This window comes from Caproicibacterium amylolyticum (assembly GCF_014467055.1).
Lineage (GTDB): Bacteria > Bacillota > Clostridia > Oscillospirales > Acutalibacteraceae > Caproicibacterium > Caproicibacterium amylolyticum.
On the sequence record NZ_CP060696.1, the window covers coordinates 2,524,650 to 2,546,729 of the forward strand.

Genomic DNA, 22,080 nt, shown 5'->3' on the forward strand with positions numbered 1-22,080 from the left:
CTATGCTTTTGCATAGCAAAAAAGGCCGGCGTCGGACGAACCGAAGAGATTCATCTGCACCGGCAGTTCGCGCAGTTTTTCACTGGTGTCATAGTTGGCGATAAGGACTTCGGCGTATTCGCAGCCGCCGTCATACCGCTGGGCAAGGTTGCTCAGGCGGCTGACCGCCTCGATCTGAAAGTCATGGTAGAGCTCACGGATGAATGCGCAGTCGTTATAGCTCACCAGCCATTTCCCCTTGCAGGAAGCGAGCGTGTCCCGCAGACGGTAATGGTCCTCGAGGCCAAACGCCACGGCGTAATGACCTTCCGTCTGGTAATACGGCGGGTCGCAGTAATAGAAGGCGTCATCCCGCTCGTACTGCCGGATGAGGGCCTCAAAGTCTTTGTTCTCTATAACCGTGTCGCGGAGCCTCCGGCTGCCTTCCCACAACAAATGGAAGGTCTTGCGGATATCGAAGGGCTGGCAGCCGTAGCTGGTGCAGCCGCTGCCGTAGCTCAGGCGGACGAGTTTGTAAAAGGCCGCGGCCCGCTTGACGTCATTCATCGTTGCGTTTTCGAGCAGGATCGGCTTGATTTCCTCATACTCCGGAGGAGCCAGGTAACGCTCGGCGATCTCCAGTTCCTCTTTCAGGTAAGGGCTGGTGAATTCCTCTTTTTCGAGGTATCTTTTGAGGACGCCGAATTCGTCCCGCCCGTTAAGGGGCAGAAAGTTCAATTCCTTCAGAAGCGCGAACGGGCGGTCGCGGACGCAGCGAAAAAGGTTGACAAGATTGGCATTGAAGTCGTTATACACCTCCATAGCGGAGTCGGGCCTTCGTCCGAACAACACCCAGCCGCCCCCGCCGAACACCTCGACATATCGTCCTATCTGAATCGGCATCCGCTGGTAGATCTGGTCGCGCAGAGCTTTCTTCCCGCCGATCCAGCTGATGATGCTGTTCACTTGCGCCGCCTTCTTCCATCGCGGCGGTTCATTTCTTCCTCATCCGTGCGTATGCAGGTCCCGTCCGTGTTCCAGCAGATGAAGCCGATTCCAGGGTACGGGCAGCCTTTGCAGCGGGACAGCTCTTTGGGAAGCGGGAGGGTTACCGGCTTCGGAGGGCCCGCCGATCCTGTTCCGGGTTTTTCTTTTGTTTTCTGATCCATGGTTCATCTCCTTATAACGGAAACGGCGCTGCCTTTTTGCAAAGGCGGCGCCGTTTGTTAACCGTATTCGATTGTCCTGCCAACATTTTTCCTCCTGAAACAAAAAAGTGCCTTTTGATCTTCGTTAAAATCAAAAGGCGACGCAAAGTTTATTCTGTCTACGGTTGCACATCTCTGGATAAAAGTATGATTCATTCACCTCATTTCCATCTGCGGTTCGGGCCGATTCAGGCACTGTTCCACCGTCCGGCCGCCCCGTGAGACGAGGGCACCGTATTCGGTGGAGGAAGCCTTGTCGCGCTCCATGAGCCTTTCACCGTAAGAGCAGAGGGCCGCGTCACTGGCAAACAGTTCCTCTTTCAGCGGGATTGTACATTTCGCAAGCTCCGCTTTCGCGTAATCCGCAGGGGTCGCGGTTTCCCGCAGAAGCCTGAATTCATCGGTCTGATACGCGAGGTCGAGCGCTTCCTCCAGAGAGATGTCCCTGGGCGCCAACATCAGCATCGCCTTGCAAATGGGGACGCCGCCCTCGCGGTCAAGATGCCGGAGCTGTCCCGCCAGTTCGTTGACCAGACCGTAGCAATCGCCATTTGTTGCTTCCAGCTCATCTGTGATTTTCTCCGTCAATTGCGGAATGGCGCAGTCCACGGCGACAAACGAGCAGTCCTCCGGCGATACCGCGTCCACCTCCTTCACCGCTTGAAAAAGCTCCTGATCGCCGGCGGGCAGCTTCAGGAGCGCGGAGAGACCGTTGTCAGATTCGGGATCGTTGAAATACCCTTTGGTCACGCGCAGGAGCACCGTGTAGTCCGGCTTCTCGGCGGGGACGGCCTCTCCGCTCTGATACAGCCGCGCGATCATACCGTTCTGCACCACATAGCCGTGCGGGGTAAAGACGCCGCCTTCGCCCTCGCGAATCTCTTTTCCGATCTTGCCGAAGTCCAGCCATGCGTAGATATTGTCCGGCAGGCTGTCCAGTTGCGGCACGAAGCCGTTTTCCGCATAAAATTTGCCGAGGGATTCGTCGTTGTGTGCTTCGTAGGCGATCTGACAGTGCTCCATACTGGCGGTCATGTTGATCAGCCGATCCACAGGGATCAAAGCATAGCTGTTCTGGATAGCGTCCATCATCACCATCCCTTCGAAGCAGTCCAGCTCCCAATCGCTGAGTGAGGCCAGCCGCTGGGAGAGATGGTTCATTTCATACAGGTTGGAGCTGGGGCTGAGAAATTGGGGCAGGTAGTCCAGTTCGCAGCGCAGGATTTCCGTGGAGTAGATAACCCGTTCGTCGGTCACGCGCGCCCTGTCCAGTGCATCCAACAGCTCATAGGGGGTGGCGGGCAACGCAATTGTCGACGAAGTATTCGAGCCGAACGTACCGGGACGGCTGATCTCCAGCTCCATGATTCTTTTATTGTTGATCAAGCCGCATGCCTCCCATCTGCTGGCTCTGCTCCAGCTCATCCTGCGTCATGATGTTCCAGCCTTTCTCGCTGCTCCACAGGCTGACGTAAATCTCACCGTCCGGGGTCTTGATCGGCCGCTGCTCGAAGCCTTCCCCGAACCCATCGGACGCCTGGCCGGAGATGTTCCCCTTTAGCCGTTCCAGTTCCTCAGCTGTCAGTTCGCTCTTGATGCGGCACTCAGCGACTCCCATCAATTGGCCCTGGACACGTTCCACCGTGAAAACATAAGACCGCACCTTGTCGTTTACAGCGTCGTCCGCGCCATAGTATTTCATGAGGCCGCGCTCCGCTTCCTCCGGCGCGCGCTCCTTCAGAATGGCGGCGAGGATATGATCCTCATAGGGAAGGACCGTCCGGCTGTCAAGCTCGACGGGATCGTTGTCCATGTCGCCGTATTCGTCGCGCTCATAGGTGGTGACGGTGAGCGGCATGTAGAGCTTGAGAGTCTGGAGCGGCCGCGGAATGACGGAAAAGTGATCCTCACTGGGGATGAGCGCGAGGGTGCGGCCGTTGTCCCAATTTATCTGGAACTGGCCCGCGTCGTCGATGTACTCGAGCGTCCCCTCGGTGCCGGGCGGCACGGGGGAATAGGGATCGTTCATCTGTGCGAGCCGGATACGTGTGCCCGGCGGGTACTGCTCGCGTAAAAACTCCAGCCATTTCGGATGCTGTCTCATCTCATAAGCCTCCCATCGTGATGCCCTGTTCGGGCGTCTGATCCTCGATTCCATCTTCAAGGCCGCAATCCTGCGCGGGCGTTTTCTGTTTCATATTCATCCTCTGTTGTACCCGCAGATCGAAAGCCGCAAGGTACGCCTGATAATCTCCGGGACCGGGATTGCACCGCAGGCAGTAGCAGTAATGCTCCGTTTCCACGATGTAGCCATAGTCCTGCCGCCCGCCGCCCTCGATCTGGCCGCCATACCCGGCGCAGTAGCCGGACATGGCGCTGAGACTTTTCAGCGGACCGGTTTCCTTCAGTTCATTCACCAGCTCTTTCAGCTCCGCTTTGAATTCGGGGCTGTTCAATTCCTCGTCGCCCCTCGGCCACCATGTGTGCCAGAACTCCTTTCCTTCACCGCCGAAATCGATCCGCATATGGCCAATGGTTCCAAGCTCCGCGTCCCGTCCTTTCGGCAGGGCGAAAAAAAGGCCCGCCTCACTGGAAGAGGCAGGCCGCAGAATAAACTTCCGGTCGTCGGGTGGGAGCCTGAGATTTTGCTTTTCACAGAATTCCGGGAGCGTCAGACATTCACCGAGAAAGTTGAGGCCGCCGCGCAATCGGCGAAAGCCCTCCCTGGGAATGGTGATTGGCTCGGCTGTCAGCACCGTACCGGCGTGATTGACGGCCACCCGATTTTCCACCGTCGTCGGTTTTCCGGGGTCGCGGTCCGAGCCGCGCAGGTCGTAGCAGTGGAAGCCTTCCGGCACGGTGCCGCGGTCAATGCGGGAATTCGTGAAAAGCGCGGGCCGGCCGAACAGCTCCACATGCTTATATTCTTCTTCTTTGGCGTTTACGCTCACCAATATTCATCTCCTTCTTTTGATTTGTCAAGCACACAGGATACCACGAAGAGAACGGAATAGCTACTCCATTTTTATAACGCCCGCGATTATTAGGATTTTCGCGTTTGGATATAAAAAAAGAGCTATGTCCTCCAATTGGAAAACATAGCTCTTCCCTCGCTTTTGGTAATGGGATCGCTCTATGAAAATGAGGATATCAAGGATTACCCATCATGAGATGACTGATCTCCGCATTCCCCTGATATTTATCAAGTGTCCGGTCGCCGTAGATAAAACGCAAGCCACAAGGTTTTGGCCTTGTGGCTTATTGTTTTTGGTGGAGATAAGCGGGATCGAACCGCTGACCTCCTGCATGCCATGCAGGCGCTCTCCCAGTTTAACTATAACCCTGCGTCGAGAAAACCATTTATCTTTTTGCAATAGTCAATTACCCTTGCATATCGGTATAATTTGCATTATACTGATACATAATGATACTAAATAATATCGTAAGATGAGGTGAGTATATGGATGCGGCGCTCTATGCCAAGATACTTTCAGATAAAAGCATTACCGATCTGAAAAAAATAAAATACAAGTTTCCAGATGTCAACATGCAAGAACTCATATCGCTGTTAAAATCCAGCGTTTATAAAACCATGCCCATCCCTGACTTTTCCGGGAACAATCTTGTCTATATGGAAAATGCGGCACAGGTACGGATGAAGGCAGTAAAACGCCTCCTCACGCCCCAAAGCTCAAACGAAGTTTTTGGGCTCAAGGCAATGGAGGACGAAATTGCATCTTCGCTTACCATAGAAAGCATTGATTTCTCACGCGATAGCGTAAGAAAAATACTGCGCGGCTACGCGCCTGCCGACGAGAGTGAGAACCGTATCTTTGGCATGAAAAAGGGCCTTGAGTTTATTTCTGATCCTGACAACGAGATCACTGAGGATAACATACACACTCTTTATGATATAGCTATCGGCCAATACTTGCCGGAAAACGACAAACTAAAGCCGGGCGTCTTCTATCGTCACGACAGTGTGTATATCATTGGTCAGGAACTGGAGCATACCGGCCTGCCTTATGAAGAGCTTCCTGAATATATGAGCAAATTCGTAACCTTCATCAATGCTGAAAGCACGATGAACGACTTGCTCAAGGCGGCGGTTATCCATTTCTATATTGCTTATCTGCATCCGTATTTTGACGGCAACGGTCGCATGGCCAGACTTATACATCTATGGTACTTGAAGAGGCAGGGTTACTCATCAACGTTGTTTATCCCGTTCTCCAGCTACATCGAGCGAAGCCGAAAGGGATATTACAGTGCCTATTCGCTAGTCGAGAGAAATACGAAGATTAGCGGCGTGATGGATGTAACGCCGTTCTTAGTCTACTTCATTGAAAATGTATACAACAAACTCGGCAGTGCGCTGCCGCAGGTCAACACGATGGCGACTTTCAACAAAGCATTGGATGACGGCCAAATCACAGAGAAAGAAAAGGACCTTTGGAACTTTGCCCTGTCCGCATACGGGAACGGCGAATTTTCGACCAAACAGCTTGAACGGGATTTCGGCAACGCCGCCTATGCCACGATACGCGGTTTCGTGCTAAAATTTGAGGACCTTGGCCTTTTGTCAGCACAAAAATACGGAAATAAAGTGAAATATTCCGTGCGGGATAAATAATTCAAATCAAAAGGCACGGTCATGGGTGATTCATCACTCCATTTCCGTGCCTTTTTCCGATTGTAGGCTTTTGGATTTTCTGGCTTGCGGGTAACGGGATTCAGTGCGCCCCAACTTTCTCGCCGTGCTATGGCAAGCTCCCGTCGCTTTTTCTTGGACAGTTTCTCATAGGGAATGAATTTTTCCATCTTGTCAACCTCCTGGCTGAATAAAAACTCAGGCTAAAACAGAGCCGGTTTCTATTTTAGCCTAAGTTCATCAAAATATCAACGCCGCGCGGTTTCGCCATGATATTCCTCAAAAAAACGATTCAGCAGTTTCTGATGCTTTTTCGATTTATGTATAATGAGGTAGCCGTCATGGCAGTAAAAATCAATTAACCATACCTTGGCCGTTACAGATTGGTTATAAAGTGAAACGCATCGCAGTTTTCCCGTAGAGATCCAGCCTTGAAAGGCGCTATCGGAATAGCCGGTCAACTGAGCCATTTTTCTTTTGGTCATGGCATCCGGTGCGGCAAACCACTCATCCTCCAGCCAGAGGTGGAATTCTTCTACAGGCAGCCTTTGTGCCCCTTTGCCGTGCTGATGCGGAGTGGCAGAAGAAAAGGCTCCGCTGGGAAGCATATACTTTTCCGGATGCTCTTCCATCTCTTCCAGATAAGAAATGACATCCTTCAGCTTGACCCGAAAGTTGCGCGTCTTCTTGCCGCTGTCTTTGCAGGGGATGTAGCCATTCTTCAACATATAGCTCGCTTTACGCTTGCTGATATGCAAGATCGTGCGCATTTCGTCCAGAGTCAGGTCTTCAGGATACCGGTCCTTCAAATCGGCATACTTGCTCATTTTTGGGAACCTCGTTCGGACTTCTGCTTTTTGCACTGATATAGCACCACGCCCTTGTAACGGTCATTACCTGAGGAAACATAGGATTCCAACATCTTCTCCCGGCACATGGGCGCCAGCAGCACCTTTCGGCAGTATTGGTTGGATATCCCCAGTATACTCGAAATCTCAGAAGCAGTTCGCGGCTTGGCGCAGTACTTTTGGATTTCCTTGCGCTGGTCGGTGGGCGAGATGCATTCGGTGTAGCCGCTGGCGAGAACAAAGTCAATCACGTCCTGCTTGGCCACATGATATTTGTTGGTCACAAGATAACAGGAGATCAGGTTGCCCTTCAGCATGTGGTAAACGGTGTTGATACCGAGGCGGAGCATTTTGGATACGTCCTCGGGAAATACGCAGTCGGGATATTTTTTGAACTGCCGCTCCAGCTTTTTACGGAGTTGTTCCTGTGTCATTTAAATTCTTCCTTTCCGTTGTTTGCCGACGGCAGAAAGGAGAATCATTCTAAAATCAGGGTCTTGCTTCTTGCAATTTTACAAGGTCGGTTCTTGAAAGGCGCATGGCGTCAGGGAATTTCATCTTGCAGTTTTCTTGCACTTTTGCAGAAAATAAGCAAAACAGCGGCATTTTTGTCTGAAATCCGGTTGATAAACCAGAGCGCTTATGAGTCCTTATTTTATCAGGGTTTGCTGGCTCAAAGTCTTGGAAACACTAGGTTTCACGGCGGTTTTTCCCGTGATGAACCGTGATGTTCTGTGAGATACCGTGCCGTTTCCCCAACGGCTCGAAATCAGGTAGGCCGCAAGGTCTCGTGGGTTCGAATCCCACCGCTTCCGCCAAAACCCGCATGAACATTGCGTTTGTGTGGGTTTTTTTACCTTTTTGAATGTAAAATTTTCCTTTTTTAGAATTAGCTGTTAATTTGCAGCCTTTTATGAAATTTACGATTGCCGAAAGCCTTGCGGCAAAGCGGCTGAGCGGCTCTTTTGCAAGAAAATCGGCAAGATAAAAAACGGTTCTGAATATTTGGTATTTTGTGGACCACGTTTTTTCCGAAACAATTTTCAAAGGCCGGATTTCCATTGACAACCTGAAAGATATGCACCGCTACCTCAATGCTGGCGAAACTTTGCTGCGCTCGCTCACAGATTCGGCGCTTGTCAATTTGTTCACAAACAGAAATCGTGACTGATTTTTCTCAAATTGCCGCCTATGGCGTCATGACAACGCCGGCCCTTGTGGTTGACGGTAAAGTGGTTTCTTATAGCGAGGTGTGCTGAAAACAGAAGAAGTCATTGAGCAAACAACACAATTTATAACGATAATAAAAGGATTTGAACCATCACGGTTTGAGTCCTTTTATTATTTTACTTTTTATGGTATACTCAGGGCGCATTATATAGAATTGGCAGTCAAAATTGGGGAGAAAAGTCAAATGGATATTACTTTTAAGACACCTGAGGGCGTGTTTAATTACCGGGTTTGTGCAATTATTATCAGTAATGAAAGGCTTCTTGTAATGAAGGATGAGAGAAGCCCATATTATTACTTGCCCGGTGGAAGAGTCACTCTACATGAAACCGCCGAGAAAGCAGTGCTGCGTGAAATCAAAGAGGAATTAGAGATCAATGCTAAAATCGTCAGGCCGTTATGGCTCAATCAAAGCTTTTTTACAGAAGATGTTAACCATGAAAAATATCACGAACTGTGTCTATATTTTTTGATTGATGTTTCTGCCACAGACCTGCTGAGTCGAGGAAATAACTTCGTATTGACTGAAAACGGCAGGCATCATCATATTTTTTCATGGATGCCGTTTTGTGAATTGAATAAAAACTATTTTTATCCCGGGTTCATTAAAAAGCGTATTTTTAATTTACCTGTCAATTTGGAAATCAATACTGAATTTGAGTAATAAGCATAGTCAGGACCTGCATCTAAAAGGATTTGAGTCATTTCCTTATGGTATACTCAGTTCAAATTATTTATATGAACTGTACTTATGAGTTCAACGCACAGACAATAAGGAATGTCTGTTGCTGGACTGCTACCCAATTTTCAAACATGGCAAAGATGTGTTAAAAACAACATTCAATAAAAGGAGTGGAAACAGAGTGAAATTATCAAAATCAGATTTTGACCTTACGAAAAACTGGATATACCGAAATGCCCGCCATTTGGATTTCGTCAGATGGCAGTATCACTTTGAAAACGGCTGCAAAACAGATGTATTAGATGCTTTATTAGCATATCAGAATCCTGATGGTGGTTTCGGGCACGCGCTGGAAGCGGACTCTTGGAATCCCAATTCCACTCCAATTCAGACTGCAACAGCGGTCCAAATTCTTAAAGAAATCAATTTTGCAGACCAGAAGAGTCCTTTGATTCAGGGAATCGTGAGATATTTAGGAAGCAAGTCAGATTTCGAGGGTAATCGATGGAAAAATACAGTCGAATCCAACAATCATTATCCCCACGCTCCGTGGTGGCATACCAATTCTGACCAGCCAACCCGCAGTCAATATAATCCCACTGCCATTTTAGGCGGGTTCCTTCTGCAATTTTCTGAAAAAGATAGTACGATTTATAAGGACGCATTAGAAATTATACATCATTTAACTGATTCATTCCTGAAAGACCCGCAGATTGAAATGCATCCGCTTCTATGTGTATCAGACATGCTCTCGTACATTCATGAAGCAAATTTGCAAAACCAGTTTAGCTATACAGATTTGTGTTTGGCATTACATAAGCAAGTGCAGGCGTTAATCAAACAGGACGCGAACAACTGGAGCGAATATGCATTTCGGCCTTCGCGGTATATTCAATCACCGGATAACGTTTTATATGAGGAAAACAAAGAAATCCTGAATAAGGAATTGGATTATGTGTTAAAATCCAGAAATGCAGAAGGTGTTTGGGATATCACATGGAGTTGGGAAAACTATGAAAAAGAATTTGCAGTCAGTGAAAATTGGTGGAAAGCCGATGTTGCAATAAAAAACATGCTTTTGCTTCAGGCTTTTGGAAGAATAGAAGATTAAATCAGCACTCAGGCACACTTTTCCTAATCCCTCAACTGTGTAAAGGCCGGTTCATAATGATTTCCCAGAAGATTTCTCCTGACCGTTAAATTTCAATTTTTCAGATAGATTCATTTTGGGCGGTGCGCATAATCAGATTCCGCATTTAAATTGAGTAAGTGAACAAAAAGGAAGAGAACCGAGAAGCCAGTACTGACTTTCCGGTTCTCTTTTATTCGCTATACAATCTTGATATGCCGTGCTATAATTTACCTGTCTTTTAACACCTTATATGAGAGGATTTTTATGCATTACAAAAACGCAAAGGGGATTCTTTCCGCAGAAAATGGGATAAACCTTTACCGCGGCTGTACCCACGGCTGCATTTACTGCGATGCCCGCAGCAAATGTTACCAGATGGAGCATGCTTTTGAAGACATTGAAGTCAAACAGAACGCACCCCAGCTGCTGGAGAATTCCCTGCGCCGCAAGCGCAGCCGCTGCATGATTGGAACCGGCGCCATGTGCGACCCGTACCTGCCGCTGGAAAAAGCGGAGCAGCTGACCCGCCGCTGTCTGGAACTGATTGACCGTTACGGATGCGGTGTCACCATACAGACAAAGTCAGATCTGGTTCTGCGCGACCTTGACCTTCTCAAAAGCATTCAGGCAAAAACAAAGTGCGTCGTACAGATGACCCTGACTACTTTCGACGAAAAACTGTGCCGCACCGTTGAACCAAATGTCTGCACCACCCACCGCCGATATGAAGTGCTGAAAATTTTACAGGCAGAGGGCATCCCCACCGTAGTCTGGCTCTGCCCGATTCTGCCGTTCCTCAACGATACCGAAGAAAACCTGCGCGGCATTCTGCAGTACTGCTTTGACGCAGGTGTACAGGGAATTTTGTGCTTTGGCATGGGTGTTACCCTGCGTGAAGGTGACCGAGAATATTTTTACGCAAAGCTGGATGAACATTTTCCCGGCATGAAACAGCGCTACATTTCCGCTTTTGGAAACCAGTATGAATGCAGCAGTCCAAACAATCACCCCCTCATGCAGATTTTTCACACCGAGTGCCACAGCCACAACATTCTGCACACGCCGGAAGCTGTATTTGCTTACCTCCATCAGTTTGAGGACAAACAGACTGCAGAACAGCTGTCTTTCTTTTAATTGCCGCCTTGGCTGTGCAGTCCGCCGCTGACCGCATAATGCTCCGCAAACGCACGAATCTGCTGCCGCAGCCTTTGGACTGCGGCTTCTCTGTCCCCTGCCGCATCAAAAATTGACATCAGCATAAAAATTGGGGAATACAGTTCAAATGCCATCTGCTCCGGATCTGCGGGATAAAAGTACCCCTGCCGCGTCATTTCCGCAAAAAGCTGTGTCATATAGTCAATCACGCCCTGCCCAAGGAACTCCTGATACAGCTGCGCCATCTCAGGGCTGCAAAACTGCTCCAAAATCAGCATCCGGCGAAAGCAGGAAGCGTACTCGTCACATGTCCAGTACAAAAACAGCGCTTCCCCGTAGTGCTCAATCGTTTCGACTGCAGCAGAGCCAAAGGCACGTGCGGACTCTACAATGTCACCGTGCGGCACACTCAGCTTCTCCATTTCCACCCGATTTTCCTCATTCATCTGCTTCACGATGCTGTCAAATATATCCTGCTTGCTTTTATAATGCTTGTAAAGTGAGCTTTGGCGGATGTGCAGCTTTTCGGCAATATCGCGTACAGTTACCCCCTCATACCCACGACAGGCAAAAAGTTTTAATGCTTCTATTAAAATTTCTTCTTTTGTATTTCGTTTCATTCTGTTTTCCCACTTTGCATAAGCATTCGTCGGGCCGATACCTCAATGATTAAAGCTATCATTTGTTCACTTTCTATTGTAACCGTCTTTTCCCCGCCATGCAAGAAAAACCGCAAAGAGCGGTGTGCGCCTACACATTACTCTTGCGGTTTTTCTTTATTTTTTCGGTTCTTCCCCATCGTCTGTATTCTGCTTTAGCGGGTCATCCTCAGGTGTACTGCCTTTCTGCCTGCGGCAGTACGCACGTGTGCCAAGCACAGCGGCCACTGCTGCAGAGGCTGCTAAAAGCAGCACCAGCATGCCGGTTTGAAAACCTGTGAAGCCTTCATTGCCCGCTACAGTCAAACCGCCTTGACCTCCTGCCGCTCCCAAAACAGCGGACGGCGTATATGCTTCACCGCTGCCGGCTGCAGCGGCGGCGCGTCCAGCTTTTGCAGATTTGGAGGATGCTTTGCTGCGTGTGCCGGAGGCGCTTTTTCTGCTTGCGGCGCTCTTGGAGGAAGCACTTTTTTTGCTTCCCGCAGAAGATACACCGCCTGCCTTTCTGCTTGCAGAAGAAGTTTTTGCCGCCGCTGCAAGTCTGTGCACAACAAAGCGGTACTGGGTCTTGCTTTTATCGTCTGCGGAAGCGACCGTCAGCATTATCACCGTGTCACTTCCAGCTGCCAGCAGCGTATGGCGATTCGCGGTGACCGCAGTTCCGCTGTCCGTGTCCGCATTCAGATAGACTTCCGTACATGCCGCCGGAACCGTTATTTCATAATCGCGGATATCTGGATTGAAGGCCGGTGTCAGGCCGGTCCCGGCAGGAGCCGCTACCGTGATCTGCTCTGCTTTCGGGCCACTTGTACTGCTGCTTGCCAGCGGTTGTGCCGTATGGGACCTATGTACAACAATCGTATAGACGCGCTCACCATTTCCGCCCAGCGCCCTTGCGGTAACGGTAATCACCGTGTCGTTTCCGGCTTCCAGCAGTGTGTGGCGGTTGACCGTTACCGCTGTGTCTTGTGACTGCTGCGTCTGAAACCAGACCTCAGTGCAGTCTTCCGGTACTGTCATTTGATAGGAAGTCACATCCGGCTGAAAAGCGGGCTCCAACTGTCCCTTTGAAGCATCATCCGGCGCAAGTGCCGTCAGGTGCGTCTGCACTTTGGAAGCCACGGAAGATGCCTGCGAATTGGTCGGAACGACCTGCACTTCCAAATTGCTCTCACCACTGTCTGGCAGGGCCTTTCCGTCAAAGTCGCACACTTCATCTGTCGCCGCATGAAAAGCATAGGTTCCTGCGGCGGCGTCCTGCCGCACTTTGAAAACGTAAGTTGCAACTTCTCCCGAAAGGACTGCTGCACTGCCCTGCTGTACATCACAGGTATATACCGTTACCAGCGGATTCGACTGCCGTACAAAAAGGTCTGCGCCCTGCGTCTGTGGGGCATCCACCTTGGTCAGATATTCAAAAACGTTTGCATCATACTGTAGTGACATACGGAAAGCACCTGCGGCCGTGCGCCCCGGTGCAGCGGCCAGTTCCACACGCACTTCACTGCCCGCGCTGACCTCCCCAGTTTCTGTACGGATGCGGAAGGTCGGGCCGACATTGGCATTTAACGCAGCAAAAGCCGGTATGCTGACCAGCAGCAGCACGACTGCCGCCGCCAGCAGAACCGGCTTCCATTTCATTTTTTGCTTTTCTTTCATACTGCTGCAACCATACGTACCGCGTCACGCTGCAGCTTTTTGCGTAGAATTTCCAACCGAAAGCGGTTGTACCGCTGAATCAACGTGCAGGGAACGTTCCCCATAAAAATAAGTACCGAAAAAGTGACGCCGACCATTGATTGATTGACCAGCAGTGTCAGAGCAATGCTGCCAAGGTTCCAGGTATGCATCCACTCGCCGCGGCAGGTCTCACTGATAAACTGATTTAAATATTCCACCGACATATCCGTAATATGTTTTTTGGAAAAACCGTCTGCACTGACAAACTGCGGCACACGGTCTTTCCAGTCGTTTATGTGCAGATGGTCGCGGTACCAGCGCCCGCCTTTTTCCCACTTCCAAGGATGAAACAGGCCCTCACTCGGCTGAAAATCAGAGTCCGGCATTCTGGTAGAGAGTAAAAATGTAGTTCCGTGCCATGCACCCACAAGCAGCAGATTGATGAAGAGCATGGATAAATAATTCATATCCTGAATCATACTGTGATTTTCTCCCTTCGTGTGAAGAAGGTACCGCACTGTGTCCTATGGGTTGTCACCGCCGACACTGCATTTTTTGCAGCACCATTCTTTCAATTAGTCATTGTTTTATTATAATACACAGGTTTCGTATTGTAAACCTTGCGGTCAAAATTACCGGCATCGTACAACGTAATTTTTGGGCTGAAAAGCGGCTGTTTCTGCTGCCTGTTCTTTGCAGATTTATGCAAAAATGCCCGGCGACATAAGTGCCAGGCATCCTTTTTGTTCAACTTTTAAAATTTTACATTTTATCTGCGCGTTCGACAAAACTGCGAATAACGCTGCAGGAGTGTTCAAATTTTTCCTTTTCCTCTGGTGTCAGGCTGATTTCCAGCACATGCTCCACTCCGCCTTTGCCGATTACTGCAGGAACACCTGCGTGAATGCCGGTTTGCCCGTACTCCCCCTCCAGCAGGGCAGATACCGGCAGGATGCGCTTCTCATCACCCAGCACCGCCTTTACTATGTCCGCGCAGACCAGCCCAATGCCGAACTCTGTGCAGCCCTTGCCCTCCACAATATGAAAACCAGCCTCACAGTCCTGCCGGCAGATATCGTCAAAATCCAATTTTTGCAGCAGTTCCGGCCTGCCCGCCGCATAATCCAGAATCGGCACACCACCCACAAAGATATGGGAAGCCGGAACCATCTGTGAATCGCCGTGTTCCCCCATGCAGTACGCCTGAATCGAACGCCGGTCAACACCCAGAATTTCGGAAAGGATGCGGCGCAGGCGGGCAGAGTCCAGCGAAGTTCCTGTGCTGAACACCTGTGCTTTTGGCAAGCCAAGCCGTTTGCGCAGAAAGTCCGCAACAATATCGGCCGGATTAGAGATGCTGATGAGAATGCCGTGAAAACCGGAATCCTTCAGCGGACCGACAATGCTGTTCATGATTTCAATGGAACTGTCGAACATATCCAGCCGGGTCTGACCTGGTTTGCGGCTCATGCCGGCCGCCATTACAACAATGTGTGCATCTGCGCAGTCCGCATAAGTACCCGCACGTACCCGCACTCGGCGTGCCATGTTGCTGGAAGCATCATTCTGATCCAGTGCTTCCATGCGTGCTTTTTCCTCTTTAATATCAATATAAACCAGTTCATCCACTTCATTCAGCAGCATTAAACTCATGCCGCAGTGAATACCAACGTGCCCAGCGCCGATAATTACAATTTTTCTTTCCTTGATTTCCGCCATTCCGTGTTCCTCTTTTCTGTTGATTGCTTTTCCTAAATTATAGCACAACTTTAAAGTGTTACAGCAAAAAATATATGCATGACTTTCACGATTCTTTACTCAAAATAACGTGATGAAAAAAAGCAATGGCCTTGTATTCTTTTAACTCGCTTACCCGAAGCTCCATTTTTAACATCTGTTCCTGCCACGCCGTATCTTTCTGAACTTCTTGGTTTTGCTGTAAGTCCCAAAAAGTTCTCATCCCTAAGACTTTTTCTAATTTGAAGTCATGAAACCATGATAACAGTTCCTGATCCTCATAGTAATGAATCGTGCCAAACTTTTGCGATTGTCCATTTTTACCCTCCAGCAACTCATTGGCATGTTCAAAATCATTCAGTAATACTGCCATCTGCATAACTCTTCCAGCCCGATTATGTTTTATAACAGAAAGATACCCCTTTGGCCTCAATATCCTTGAAAATTCCTTTACAATTTCTGTTCTGTCCCTTACATACTCAAAAACATTGTGACACAGAATTGCGTCAAACGATTCATCCTCAAAATTTTCAAGTGCCTTGACGCTTCCTTTTATTTGCACATAATTGTTTTCTGTACATCTATTTTGAAGCATATTTTCATCTGGCTCAACGGCTACAACTTCATTGTCTATTGCAAAATGGCTGGCGGTCACTCCGTTACCACTCCCAAAGTCCAATACTTTTTTACCATGTATCTGTTTGAGTTGTTCCCATGTCATTTTTTTCTGCAGCAACTCCCAAGGAGCAATCTTCTTACTTTTCATAATCTATCCCCCTTAAATTGGAGCCCCTACACCCCGCGTTATATTCCTGAAAACACAGCGTTTCTATGCATGATTTTTCGTCTTTCAATTTTTAAATTATAGCACAGCGTTAAAGCGTCACAGTATAATAGGCTAACTTTATATATTTTAATGTCGGTTGTCAAGGAATCCATCGGTTTTGCCGCCCTCAACTTTATTATATTATGCTTTTTCAATATTTCATTCTTTACGGAACCTTTTTTCCCGCTGCCGCATACCCTGTCGGCAGAATCTTTTTTGTTCAGGCACCCGGTGCCGGGCTGTAAGCTTACAGCAGCGGATGAAGCACATCTGCGGGAAATCGCAGATGTGCTTTTTTATGCGCCGGTGTCTGTAAAAATTGCAGCGGAGGGAACTGCTATGACTGAACTTTCCAAATTGACAACAGGACTGACCACTGCCGAGGCACAGGCGCGGCTAAAGCGTTTTGGGAAAAATGAACTGACTCCGCCTAAAAAACAGAATCCGTTTTTAAAATTTCTGCATACACTCTGCCAGCCGATGTTTCTTCTGCTGCTCTGCGCAGCAGTCATCTACTTTCTGCTGGGGCAGGCGCGGGACGGCGCAGTCATGCTGGTATTTGTCTGCGGCATGATTGGCATCGACGCTGTACAGAGCTGGAAAACCGACAAAACACTGAATGCCCTGAAAAAGCTTTCCGCACCGCAGGTAACGGTTTTGCGGGATGGACACGAAACCGCCGTCCCCAGCTGGGAGCTTGTTCCGGGGGATGTGGTCAAACTGACAGAGGGCATCCGGATCCCAGCAGACTGCCACATTTTGTCCTGCAGTGATTTGTGCATAGAGGAGTCAACGCTGACCGGAGAAGCACAGGGTGTTTGGAAAAGTGCCGCACATACAGAATCAGAACAGCTTGGCCGCTGGCGCCGGGATTGGTGCTATGCCGGCACACAGGTACTTGAGGGCAGTGCTGTTGTACTGGTGGAACAGACCGGGCTAAACACCGAATACGGCAAGATTGGTGTCAGTGTGGCTGCCGCACCGCAGGAACGCTCTCCTTTGCAAAAACAGACGGACCGGCTGGTAAAGGTCTGCACAGTGATTGCTGTGGTCCTGTTTGCCGCTGTCAGCTTCTTTACATGGCTGGAACTTGCCGGTACGGAAACCGCCGGTCGGCTTGTGCAAAGCATCCTTTCGGGTGTCACACTTGCCATGGCAATGATACCGGAGGAATTCCCGGTAGTGCTTGCTGTATTCCTTTCCATGGGTGCGTGGCGGCTTGCAAAGCAGCAGGCACTGGTTCGCCGCCTGCCCGCTGTGGAAACGCTGGGCGAAATTTCGGTTCTGTGCGTCGATAAAACCGGGACCATTACACAGAACCAAATGGCAGTACAGGAAACGTGGTGTTTCGCAGCAAATCCAGCGTCTTTGACAGAAGCGCTTGGGCTTGCCTGTGAACCGGAACCTTATGATCCTATGGAAAAAGCAATTCTGGACTATTGCAGTCAGCAGGGGCTGCCCGCACAAACACTTTTCAGCGGCACATTGGTCAGAGAATATGCTTTTACACATGAAGACAAACGAATGGGGCACATTTGGCAAAAAGGCAGCCGCGCCCTGCTCGCCGCAAAAGGCTGTCCGGAAAGTATTTGGTCGCTGTGCGGCATGGACAATACCGCACAAAAAGCTGCTGAAAATGCCGCCAAAAAGCTTGCCGCGTCCGGCCTGCGCGTTCTGGCCGTAGCTGTTCAGGAGCTAACAGCGGGTACACCCCTGCCGGAAACCCTTTCCGAGTGCTCGCCTGCGTTTTTGGGACTTGTCGGATTGGCTGACCCGCCGCGCGCGGGTGTAACACAGGACATCTGTCGCTGCACCGCCGCCGGCATTCGCGTGGTTATGATTACAGGTGACAGCGCAGAAACCGCTGGAAGTATCGCCCGGCAAACCGGAATGCCCGGTGCAGAAGCCGTTGTCACAGGCGGAGAAATTGACTGCATGGATGACTATACGCTGCGGCAGTGTGTACAGCACACCAATATTTTTGCACGCGTTGTGCCGGAACACAAAATGCGTATTGTGAAAGCACTGCGTGCCTGCGGCGCGGTCACCGCCATGACCGGTGACGGTGTAAACGATGCCCCTGCGCTGAAATATGCGGACATTGGCATTGCTATGGGCAAACGCGGCAGTGAGGTAGCACGTGAAGCCTCGGATCTAGTGCTGCTTGACGACAACTTTTCCACGATTGTCCGCACCGTGCGGGACGGCAGGCGCATCTATGACAACCTCTGCAAAGCAGTCGGCTATCTTTTTGCGATTCACATTCCGTTTGCGCTTTCCGCGCTGCTGGTACCGCTGCTGCATATTGCACCGGAAAACGGTTTTTTGCTGCCGGTACACATTGTCGTGCTGGAACTGCTGATTGACCCTACCTGCTCCATTGTACTGGAACGTCAGCCTGCCGAAACAAATTTAATGAAGCAAAAGCCGCGCAGTTCACGGCAAACACTGATAACACCCCGTCTGATGCTGCACAGTTTTCTGCAGGGCGGGCTGCTGGCCGCCGCGGCATTTGGCTCCTACCTGTTCTGGATGCAGCAAACCGGAAACTCCGCGCTCGCCCGCACAATCGGCTTGGTCGTTTTGATGCTTGGCAATCTTTTTCTGGTGCAAACCGGCAGTTCGCGCACAGAATCCATTCTGCACACAGCAAAGGTACTGCGGCACGACAAAGTAATGTGGGCAATCCACCTCGGCACACTCGCCGGAATCAGTGTTCTGCTGTATACACCACTGTGCGGATTTTTCGGCTTGGTGCCGCTGTCTGCGCTCCAGCTGCTGACGGCCTTTCTGCTGGCTGCGGCAGCCGTATTGTGGAGTGAACCGGTAAAATGGCTGAAAAAACGATTTTTCCATAGTAAAAAAAATTAGAGTTCAGCAAACTAAGTGTGCGAAACTCTAATTAAATTGTTCTATCTGATTGTTTTGGCTGTGCACACGGTAAACGATCATAAAGAAAAGGGCACATCCTTTCGGAAGTGCTCACATACAGAATTCATTTATTCGCTTTCGGTTTTCCCAGCCTGTACACGCGAATCATCCCCAAAACAAACACCAGCATATATACACCAAGAAACAGCAGCAGCGGCAGGCCAATCGGCAACTGCGGATAAATTGCCGGCAGCGCAAGGTAGCAGAACATCGCTGCCATAATGCAGTTTGTTACCTCCAGTGTATTGCGCATCGTTGTGTAAATACTGCGCCAGTTACCTTCCGTCAGGTTCCCGGGCATATTCCACACAGACGGAAAACGGCAAAGCACTTCCATACCTGCGTACATGACTGCTCCCACAAGAAACATCCACCAAATGCTGCTGCGGCTGCCCCATGCGTCAGCTGCTCCGGCAGCGTTCCAGTGTGTGGGAATTGTCTGTGGGAGTGACTGGTAAACTGTCAGCAGATAAATCAGCATACCTCCCAGCAGCAAACACCCTGCCACCCGGCAGCCTTTTTGAAAACCGTTATACGGCAGTTTGCGCCCACGCCAGCCGCGAAACGGTGCATCCGGGTCAATCGGCCACGCTGTGCCGTCATCTTCCGCTTCATCCGCAATGCCTTTTAAAAGTTCATCTGTGCTCAATTCAAACAACTGTGCCAACGCCACCAGCTTTTCGATGTCCGGCCGTGCCGTATCCTGTTCCCACTTGGAAACCGCCTGCCGTGAAACGCCCATCTGGTCGCCCAGCTGTTCCTGCGAAAGTCCGCGCCGCTTCCTGCACATTTGTATCCGCTGCCCCAGTGTCATCTGTTCCATCTCCCCTTCTCTTTTAATCCAAAATTCGCCAACATGCATTACCCCTAATGTCATACACAAGGCCCCTTTCGCTCATCGGCTTCACTATACCGCCGACACTTTGGAAAAGCAAGCATTTGAAAGTGGAACTTTGCGTTTTTGGGGGCTGTCAACCGCCGGTTGACACAATTTTAATGGAAAATACGTAACCCGCATCTATCCTTTTGCGGCAGGTGGCTGTTTGGGTGCACCAAATGGTGCAAAAACGTCAGCAGGCGGTTTACAGATACACGCGGGTGTCGTATAATGGAGCCGGACAGGAGGGTTTCAAAGTGGCAAAGAAAAAGGACGACAAAACCAATGTCATGCGGATTTTAGACAAAGAAAAGATTCCTTACACACCACACTTTTATGAACATGAGGACGGCAAAATAGACGGCATTGCAGTTGCCGAAAAGCTGGGGCAGCCACTGCCGCAGGTCTTTAAAACACTGGTCACGCAGGGCGCTGACCACGCCTACTACGTTTTTGCGGTTCCGGTGGCAGAAGAGCTTGACCTGAAAGCTGCCGCGCGCAGCGTAGAGGCCAAAAGCGTCGAAATGATACACGTAAAGGACATCAATAAAGTAACAGGATACATCCGCGGTGGATGCTCCCCCGTCGGCATGAAAAAGCAGTTCACGACAGTGTTCGACGAAACTGCACTGCTGTATGACACGATTTTCGTCAGCGGTGGAAAAATCGGCACGCAAGTACAGCTTTCTATTCAGAATCTGTTGAAACTCACCGGTGGAACTACTGCCGATATTATTGTACACTGTTAATGATTCATTGTTGAAATTCCATAATTCTTCTTTATTTTTTGTGAAAAATATAGAAATATTATGGTTAGCTAAATAATTCCTGCCTGCTATTGTTATTCCGGACATTCCTGTTATATAATAAATAAAGATTGAATACTTTTCGGAACGGAATCAGGAGGATTTGTATGTATTACAGCTTTATCATGCTTAAGCCGGACGCCATTGAGCAGGGACTTACGGTACCAATTCTCATGTACCTGAAAAACGCTGGCATTGAAATTGAAATGATTGACTGCCAAAAGGTAAACACAGGCGTTCTGCTGAAACATTATGCAGAAGCTATCGCCAAAATGGGGCATGACTTTGAACGCAAATACGCGGATTACTTTACCAACCGCTATGTCATACCCATCATTGTCAAATCAGAACAGCCAGACATTATTGACTGCATCCGCAAAGTTGTGGGTGCTACAAATCCAGCCGAAGCAGACAAAGGCACCATTCGCGGTGACTTCGGAACTGACAGCTTTGAAAAATCTGCCGCGGAAAACCGCGGCTGCCACAATCTGATACACGCCAGTGACAGTTCCGAAGCCGTCCGCCGCGAAATTGCACTCTGGTTCGGCGAAGAATATGCGGAGAAATATGCGAAATAAATTTTTGACCTATCTGGACTTGTTTCTTGCACACCTTGCAGGCGGTAAAAAAGGTGAACCGCACCGGGGCGCTTACCTGCGTACTGCGGTTCTCAATCTTTTGCTGGCGGCTGTGCTGGTTGTGCTGCTTATTTTAGACCAGTGGTGCCTGCTGCAAACCAGCCTTGGCCCTGACATTCCGCTGCTGCTTGCCACACTGCTGCTTGCGGCAGGAATGGTGCTGTGCGCGATTCGCAGCCTGCAAATTGCAGGGAAAATGGCATCCGATTAAGTGAATAAATAAAGGCGGCTTCTGTTTTGGTACAGAAGCCGCCTTTATTTATTGTAACTATTTATTTGCAGAACAGGAAGTCGCGCAGTTCCTCCGGCGAAGCCGCAAACTGTTTTGCGCCGCCTGCTTTCAGGTCTGCTTCCCCGCCGTAGCCATAGGCTGCCCCAATAAAGGGCAAGCCCACTTTTACGGCACCTTCTGCATCGTAGTGGGTATCGCCTATCATCACCGTATCCGTCAGACTGTCCGTGTGGCACAGTGTCATCGCCCGGCGGATAATGCTGGCCTTTTCCGCATTGCCGCCGTCATTATCTGCTGCACACAGTGCGTCAAAACAGTCCGCAATTTCAAAATGCTTCAGCAGCCGTTCCACCATCATATACGGTTTGGAAGACGCAGTGCAAATCACCGCACCAGCCTGCTTCAAGTCGCGCAGAAGCGCCGGAATGCCGGGGTACACGGTGGTTTTCAGCCAACCGGTCGCGTCGTAATGCACGCGGAAGCGGCGTACTGCTTCATCTGCCTGTTCCCGTGTCATGCCGCAGTAATCCATGTAGCAATCCTCTGCAGGCGGGCCAATAAATCGCCGCAGCGTTTCCGGCGGCGGCACTGGCCGCCCCATTTCTTGGAGTGCCAGCGTTGCACAGTGCATAATGCCCTCGCCGGAAGCGCAGAGTGTGCCGTCAAAGTCGAACAAAATTGTTTTGTAACGTAACCGCAAAGTGGAGTTCCTCCTCTGAAAGTTTCCCCTCAGCCGTGCCGGGTATGTAAAACCATTATAAGTGTACAGCAAAAAAAGCGCAAGTCCACACTGGGTTTCGCGCCATTTC

Annotated in this window: 24 protein-coding genes; 9 read left to right on the forward strand and 15 right to left on the reverse strand. The window is 49.8% G+C overall.

Annotation, left to right across the window (positions count from 1 at the left end):
- The 5 genes from H6X83_RS12070 to H6X83_RS12090 all read right to left on the reverse strand — a co-directional run bounded on the left by H6X83_RS12070 (window position 1) and on the right by H6X83_RS12090 (window position 4,138).
- Window positions 1–945, reverse strand: a complete 945-nt coding sequence (locus tag H6X83_RS12070) for a DNA adenine methylase (protein ID WP_212506712.1) — start codon at window positions 943–945, stop codon at window positions 1–3.
- A complete protein-coding gene (locus H6X83_RS12075) occupies window positions 942–1,148 on the reverse strand; it encodes a hypothetical protein (protein WP_212506713.1) in 207 nt (68 codons plus the stop codon). Before H6X83_RS12075 ends, H6X83_RS12070 begins: the two co-directional genes overlap by 4 nt.
- Before the next feature lie 195 nt (window positions 1,149–1,343).
- Window positions 1,344–2,573, reverse strand: coding sequence for an antirestriction protein ArdA (locus H6X83_RS12080; protein WP_326974843.1), 1,230 nt, complete (start codon window positions 2,571–2,573; stop codon window positions 1,344–1,346).
- A complete protein-coding gene (locus tag H6X83_RS12085; RefSeq protein ID WP_174193227.1) occupies window positions 2,560–3,291 on the reverse strand; it encodes a DUF4314 domain-containing protein in 732 nt (243 codons plus the stop codon). The genes H6X83_RS12080 and H6X83_RS12085 overlap by 14 nt, the downstream gene beginning before the upstream one ends.
- 1 nt (window position 3,292) lies before the next feature.
- Entirely contained in the window at window positions 3,293–4,138 is an 846-nt protein-coding gene (locus H6X83_RS12090) for an LPD28 domain-containing protein (RefSeq protein ID WP_212508581.1), read from the reverse strand.
- A gap of 509 nt (window positions 4,139–4,647) precedes the next feature.
- On the opposite strand from H6X83_RS12090, the gene H6X83_RS12095 reads away from it, so the two are divergent.
- Window positions 4,648–5,820, forward strand: coding sequence for a Fic family protein (locus H6X83_RS12095; protein WP_212506715.1), 1,173 nt, complete (start codon window positions 4,648–4,650; stop codon window positions 5,818–5,820).
- A 266-nt stretch (window positions 5,821–6,086) separates the two neighbouring features.
- Here the strand turns inward: H6X83_RS12095 and H6X83_RS12100 are convergent, their stop codons facing one another.
- The 3 genes from H6X83_RS12100 to H6X83_RS12110 form a co-directional block, all read right to left on the reverse strand.
- Window positions 6,087–6,701 carry a helix-turn-helix domain-containing protein gene (locus H6X83_RS12100; protein WP_212506716.1) on the reverse strand — a complete coding sequence of 205 codons (615 nt, stop codon included), beginning with the start codon at window positions 6,699–6,701 and terminating at the stop codon, window positions 6,087–6,089.
- Window positions 6,662–7,120 carry a MerR family transcriptional regulator gene (locus H6X83_RS12105; protein ID WP_212506717.1) on the reverse strand — a complete coding sequence of 153 codons (459 nt, stop codon included), beginning with the start codon at window positions 7,118–7,120 and terminating at the stop codon, window positions 6,662–6,664. The genes H6X83_RS12100 and H6X83_RS12105 overlap by 40 nt, the downstream gene beginning before the upstream one ends.
- Before the next feature lie 256 nt (window positions 7,121–7,376).
- Window positions 7,377–7,733 carry a hypothetical protein gene (locus H6X83_RS12110; protein WP_212506718.1) on the reverse strand — a complete coding sequence of 119 codons (357 nt, stop codon included), beginning with the start codon at window positions 7,731–7,733 and terminating at the stop codon, window positions 7,377–7,379.
- Window positions 7,734–7,780: 47 nt separating this feature from the next.
- Between H6X83_RS12110 and H6X83_RS12115 the strand changes: the two genes are divergently transcribed.
- From H6X83_RS12115 to H6X83_RS12130, 4 genes are all read left to right on the forward strand, one after another.
- Entirely contained in the window at window positions 7,781–7,945 is a 165-nt protein-coding gene (locus H6X83_RS12115) for a thioredoxin family protein (RefSeq protein ID WP_212506719.1), read from the forward strand.
- Between the two features lie 155 nt (window positions 7,946–8,100).
- Window positions 8,101–8,580: an NUDIX hydrolase gene (locus tag H6X83_RS12120; protein ID WP_212506720.1), complete on the forward strand. Its 480-nt coding sequence runs from the start codon at window positions 8,101–8,103 to the stop codon at window positions 8,578–8,580.
- A gap of 199 nt (window positions 8,581–8,779) precedes the next feature.
- Window positions 8,780–9,709, forward strand: a complete 930-nt coding sequence (locus H6X83_RS12125) for a hypothetical protein (protein ID WP_212506721.1) — start codon at window positions 8,780–8,782, stop codon at window positions 9,707–9,709.
- 285 nt (window positions 9,710–9,994) lie between these two features.
- A complete protein-coding gene (locus H6X83_RS12130) occupies window positions 9,995–10,864 on the forward strand; it encodes an SPL family radical SAM protein (protein WP_212506722.1) in 870 nt (289 codons plus the stop codon).
- On the opposite strand, the gene H6X83_RS12135 is transcribed toward H6X83_RS12130, so the two are convergent.
- The 5 genes from H6X83_RS12135 to H6X83_RS12155 all read right to left on the reverse strand — a co-directional run bounded on the left by H6X83_RS12135 (window position 10,861) and on the right by H6X83_RS12155 (window position 15,727).
- On the reverse strand, window positions 10,861–11,505 hold the full coding sequence (locus tag H6X83_RS12135) for a TetR/AcrR family transcriptional regulator (RefSeq protein ID WP_212506723.1): 645 nt from the start codon (window positions 11,503–11,505) through the stop codon (window positions 10,861–10,863). The genes H6X83_RS12130 and H6X83_RS12135 overlap by 4 nt on opposite strands.
- 156 nt (window positions 11,506–11,661) lie before the next feature.
- Window positions 11,662–13,203: a cadherin-like beta sandwich domain-containing protein gene (locus tag H6X83_RS12140; protein ID WP_212506724.1), complete on the reverse strand. Its 1,542-nt coding sequence runs from the start codon at window positions 13,201–13,203 to the stop codon at window positions 11,662–11,664.
- On the reverse strand, window positions 13,200–13,703 hold the full coding sequence (locus H6X83_RS12145) for a glycosyl-4,4'-diaponeurosporenoate acyltransferase CrtO family protein (RefSeq protein WP_212506725.1): 504 nt from the start codon (window positions 13,701–13,703) through the stop codon (window positions 13,200–13,202). Before H6X83_RS12145 ends, H6X83_RS12140 begins: the two co-directional genes overlap by 4 nt.
- Before the next feature lie 283 nt (window positions 13,704–13,986).
- Complete coding sequence (locus H6X83_RS12150; protein WP_212506726.1) at window positions 13,987–14,943, reverse strand: L-lactate dehydrogenase; 957 nt, start codon at window positions 14,941–14,943, stop codon at window positions 13,987–13,989.
- 85 nt (window positions 14,944–15,028) lie between these two features.
- A complete protein-coding gene (locus H6X83_RS12155; RefSeq protein ID WP_212506727.1) occupies window positions 15,029–15,727 on the reverse strand; it encodes a class I SAM-dependent methyltransferase in 699 nt (232 codons plus the stop codon).
- 399 nt (window positions 15,728–16,126) lie between these two features.
- On the opposite strand from H6X83_RS12155, the gene H6X83_RS12160 reads away from it, so the two are divergent.
- Window positions 16,127–18,658: a cation-translocating P-type ATPase gene (locus H6X83_RS12160; protein WP_212508582.1), complete on the forward strand. Its 2,532-nt coding sequence runs from the start codon at window positions 16,127–16,129 to the stop codon at window positions 18,656–18,658.
- A 124-nt stretch (window positions 18,659–18,782) separates the two neighbouring features.
- Here H6X83_RS12160 and H6X83_RS12165 read toward each other — a convergent pair whose 3' ends face one another.
- Window positions 18,783–19,595: a helix-turn-helix domain-containing protein gene (locus H6X83_RS12165; RefSeq protein WP_212506728.1), complete on the reverse strand. Its 813-nt coding sequence runs from the start codon at window positions 19,593–19,595 to the stop codon at window positions 18,783–18,785.
- A gap of 257 nt (window positions 19,596–19,852) precedes the next feature.
- Between H6X83_RS12165 and ybaK the strand changes: the two genes are divergently transcribed.
- The 3 genes from ybaK to H6X83_RS12180 all read left to right on the forward strand — a co-directional run bounded on the left by ybaK (window position 19,853) and on the right by H6X83_RS12180 (window position 21,250).
- Window positions 19,853–20,344 (forward strand): Cys-tRNA(Pro) deacylase, encoded by a 492-nt coding sequence (ybaK, locus tag H6X83_RS12170; RefSeq protein WP_246419247.1) that lies wholly within the window; start codon window positions 19,853–19,855, stop codon window positions 20,342–20,344.
- A 164-nt stretch (window positions 20,345–20,508) separates the two neighbouring features.
- A complete protein-coding gene (locus H6X83_RS12175; protein WP_212506730.1) occupies window positions 20,509–20,979 on the forward strand; it encodes a nucleoside-diphosphate kinase in 471 nt (156 codons plus the stop codon).
- Window positions 20,969–21,250 (forward strand): hypothetical protein, encoded by a 282-nt coding sequence (locus H6X83_RS12180; RefSeq protein WP_212506731.1) that lies wholly within the window; start codon window positions 20,969–20,971, stop codon window positions 21,248–21,250. Before H6X83_RS12175 ends, H6X83_RS12180 begins: the two co-directional genes overlap by 11 nt.
- 61 nt (window positions 21,251–21,311) lie before the next feature.
- On the opposite strand, the gene H6X83_RS12185 is transcribed toward H6X83_RS12180, so the two are convergent.
- Window positions 21,312–21,971, reverse strand: a complete 660-nt coding sequence (locus H6X83_RS12185) for an HAD hydrolase-like protein (protein WP_212506732.1) — start codon at window positions 21,969–21,971, stop codon at window positions 21,312–21,314.
- Between the last annotated feature and the right edge of the window lie 109 nt (window positions 21,972–22,080).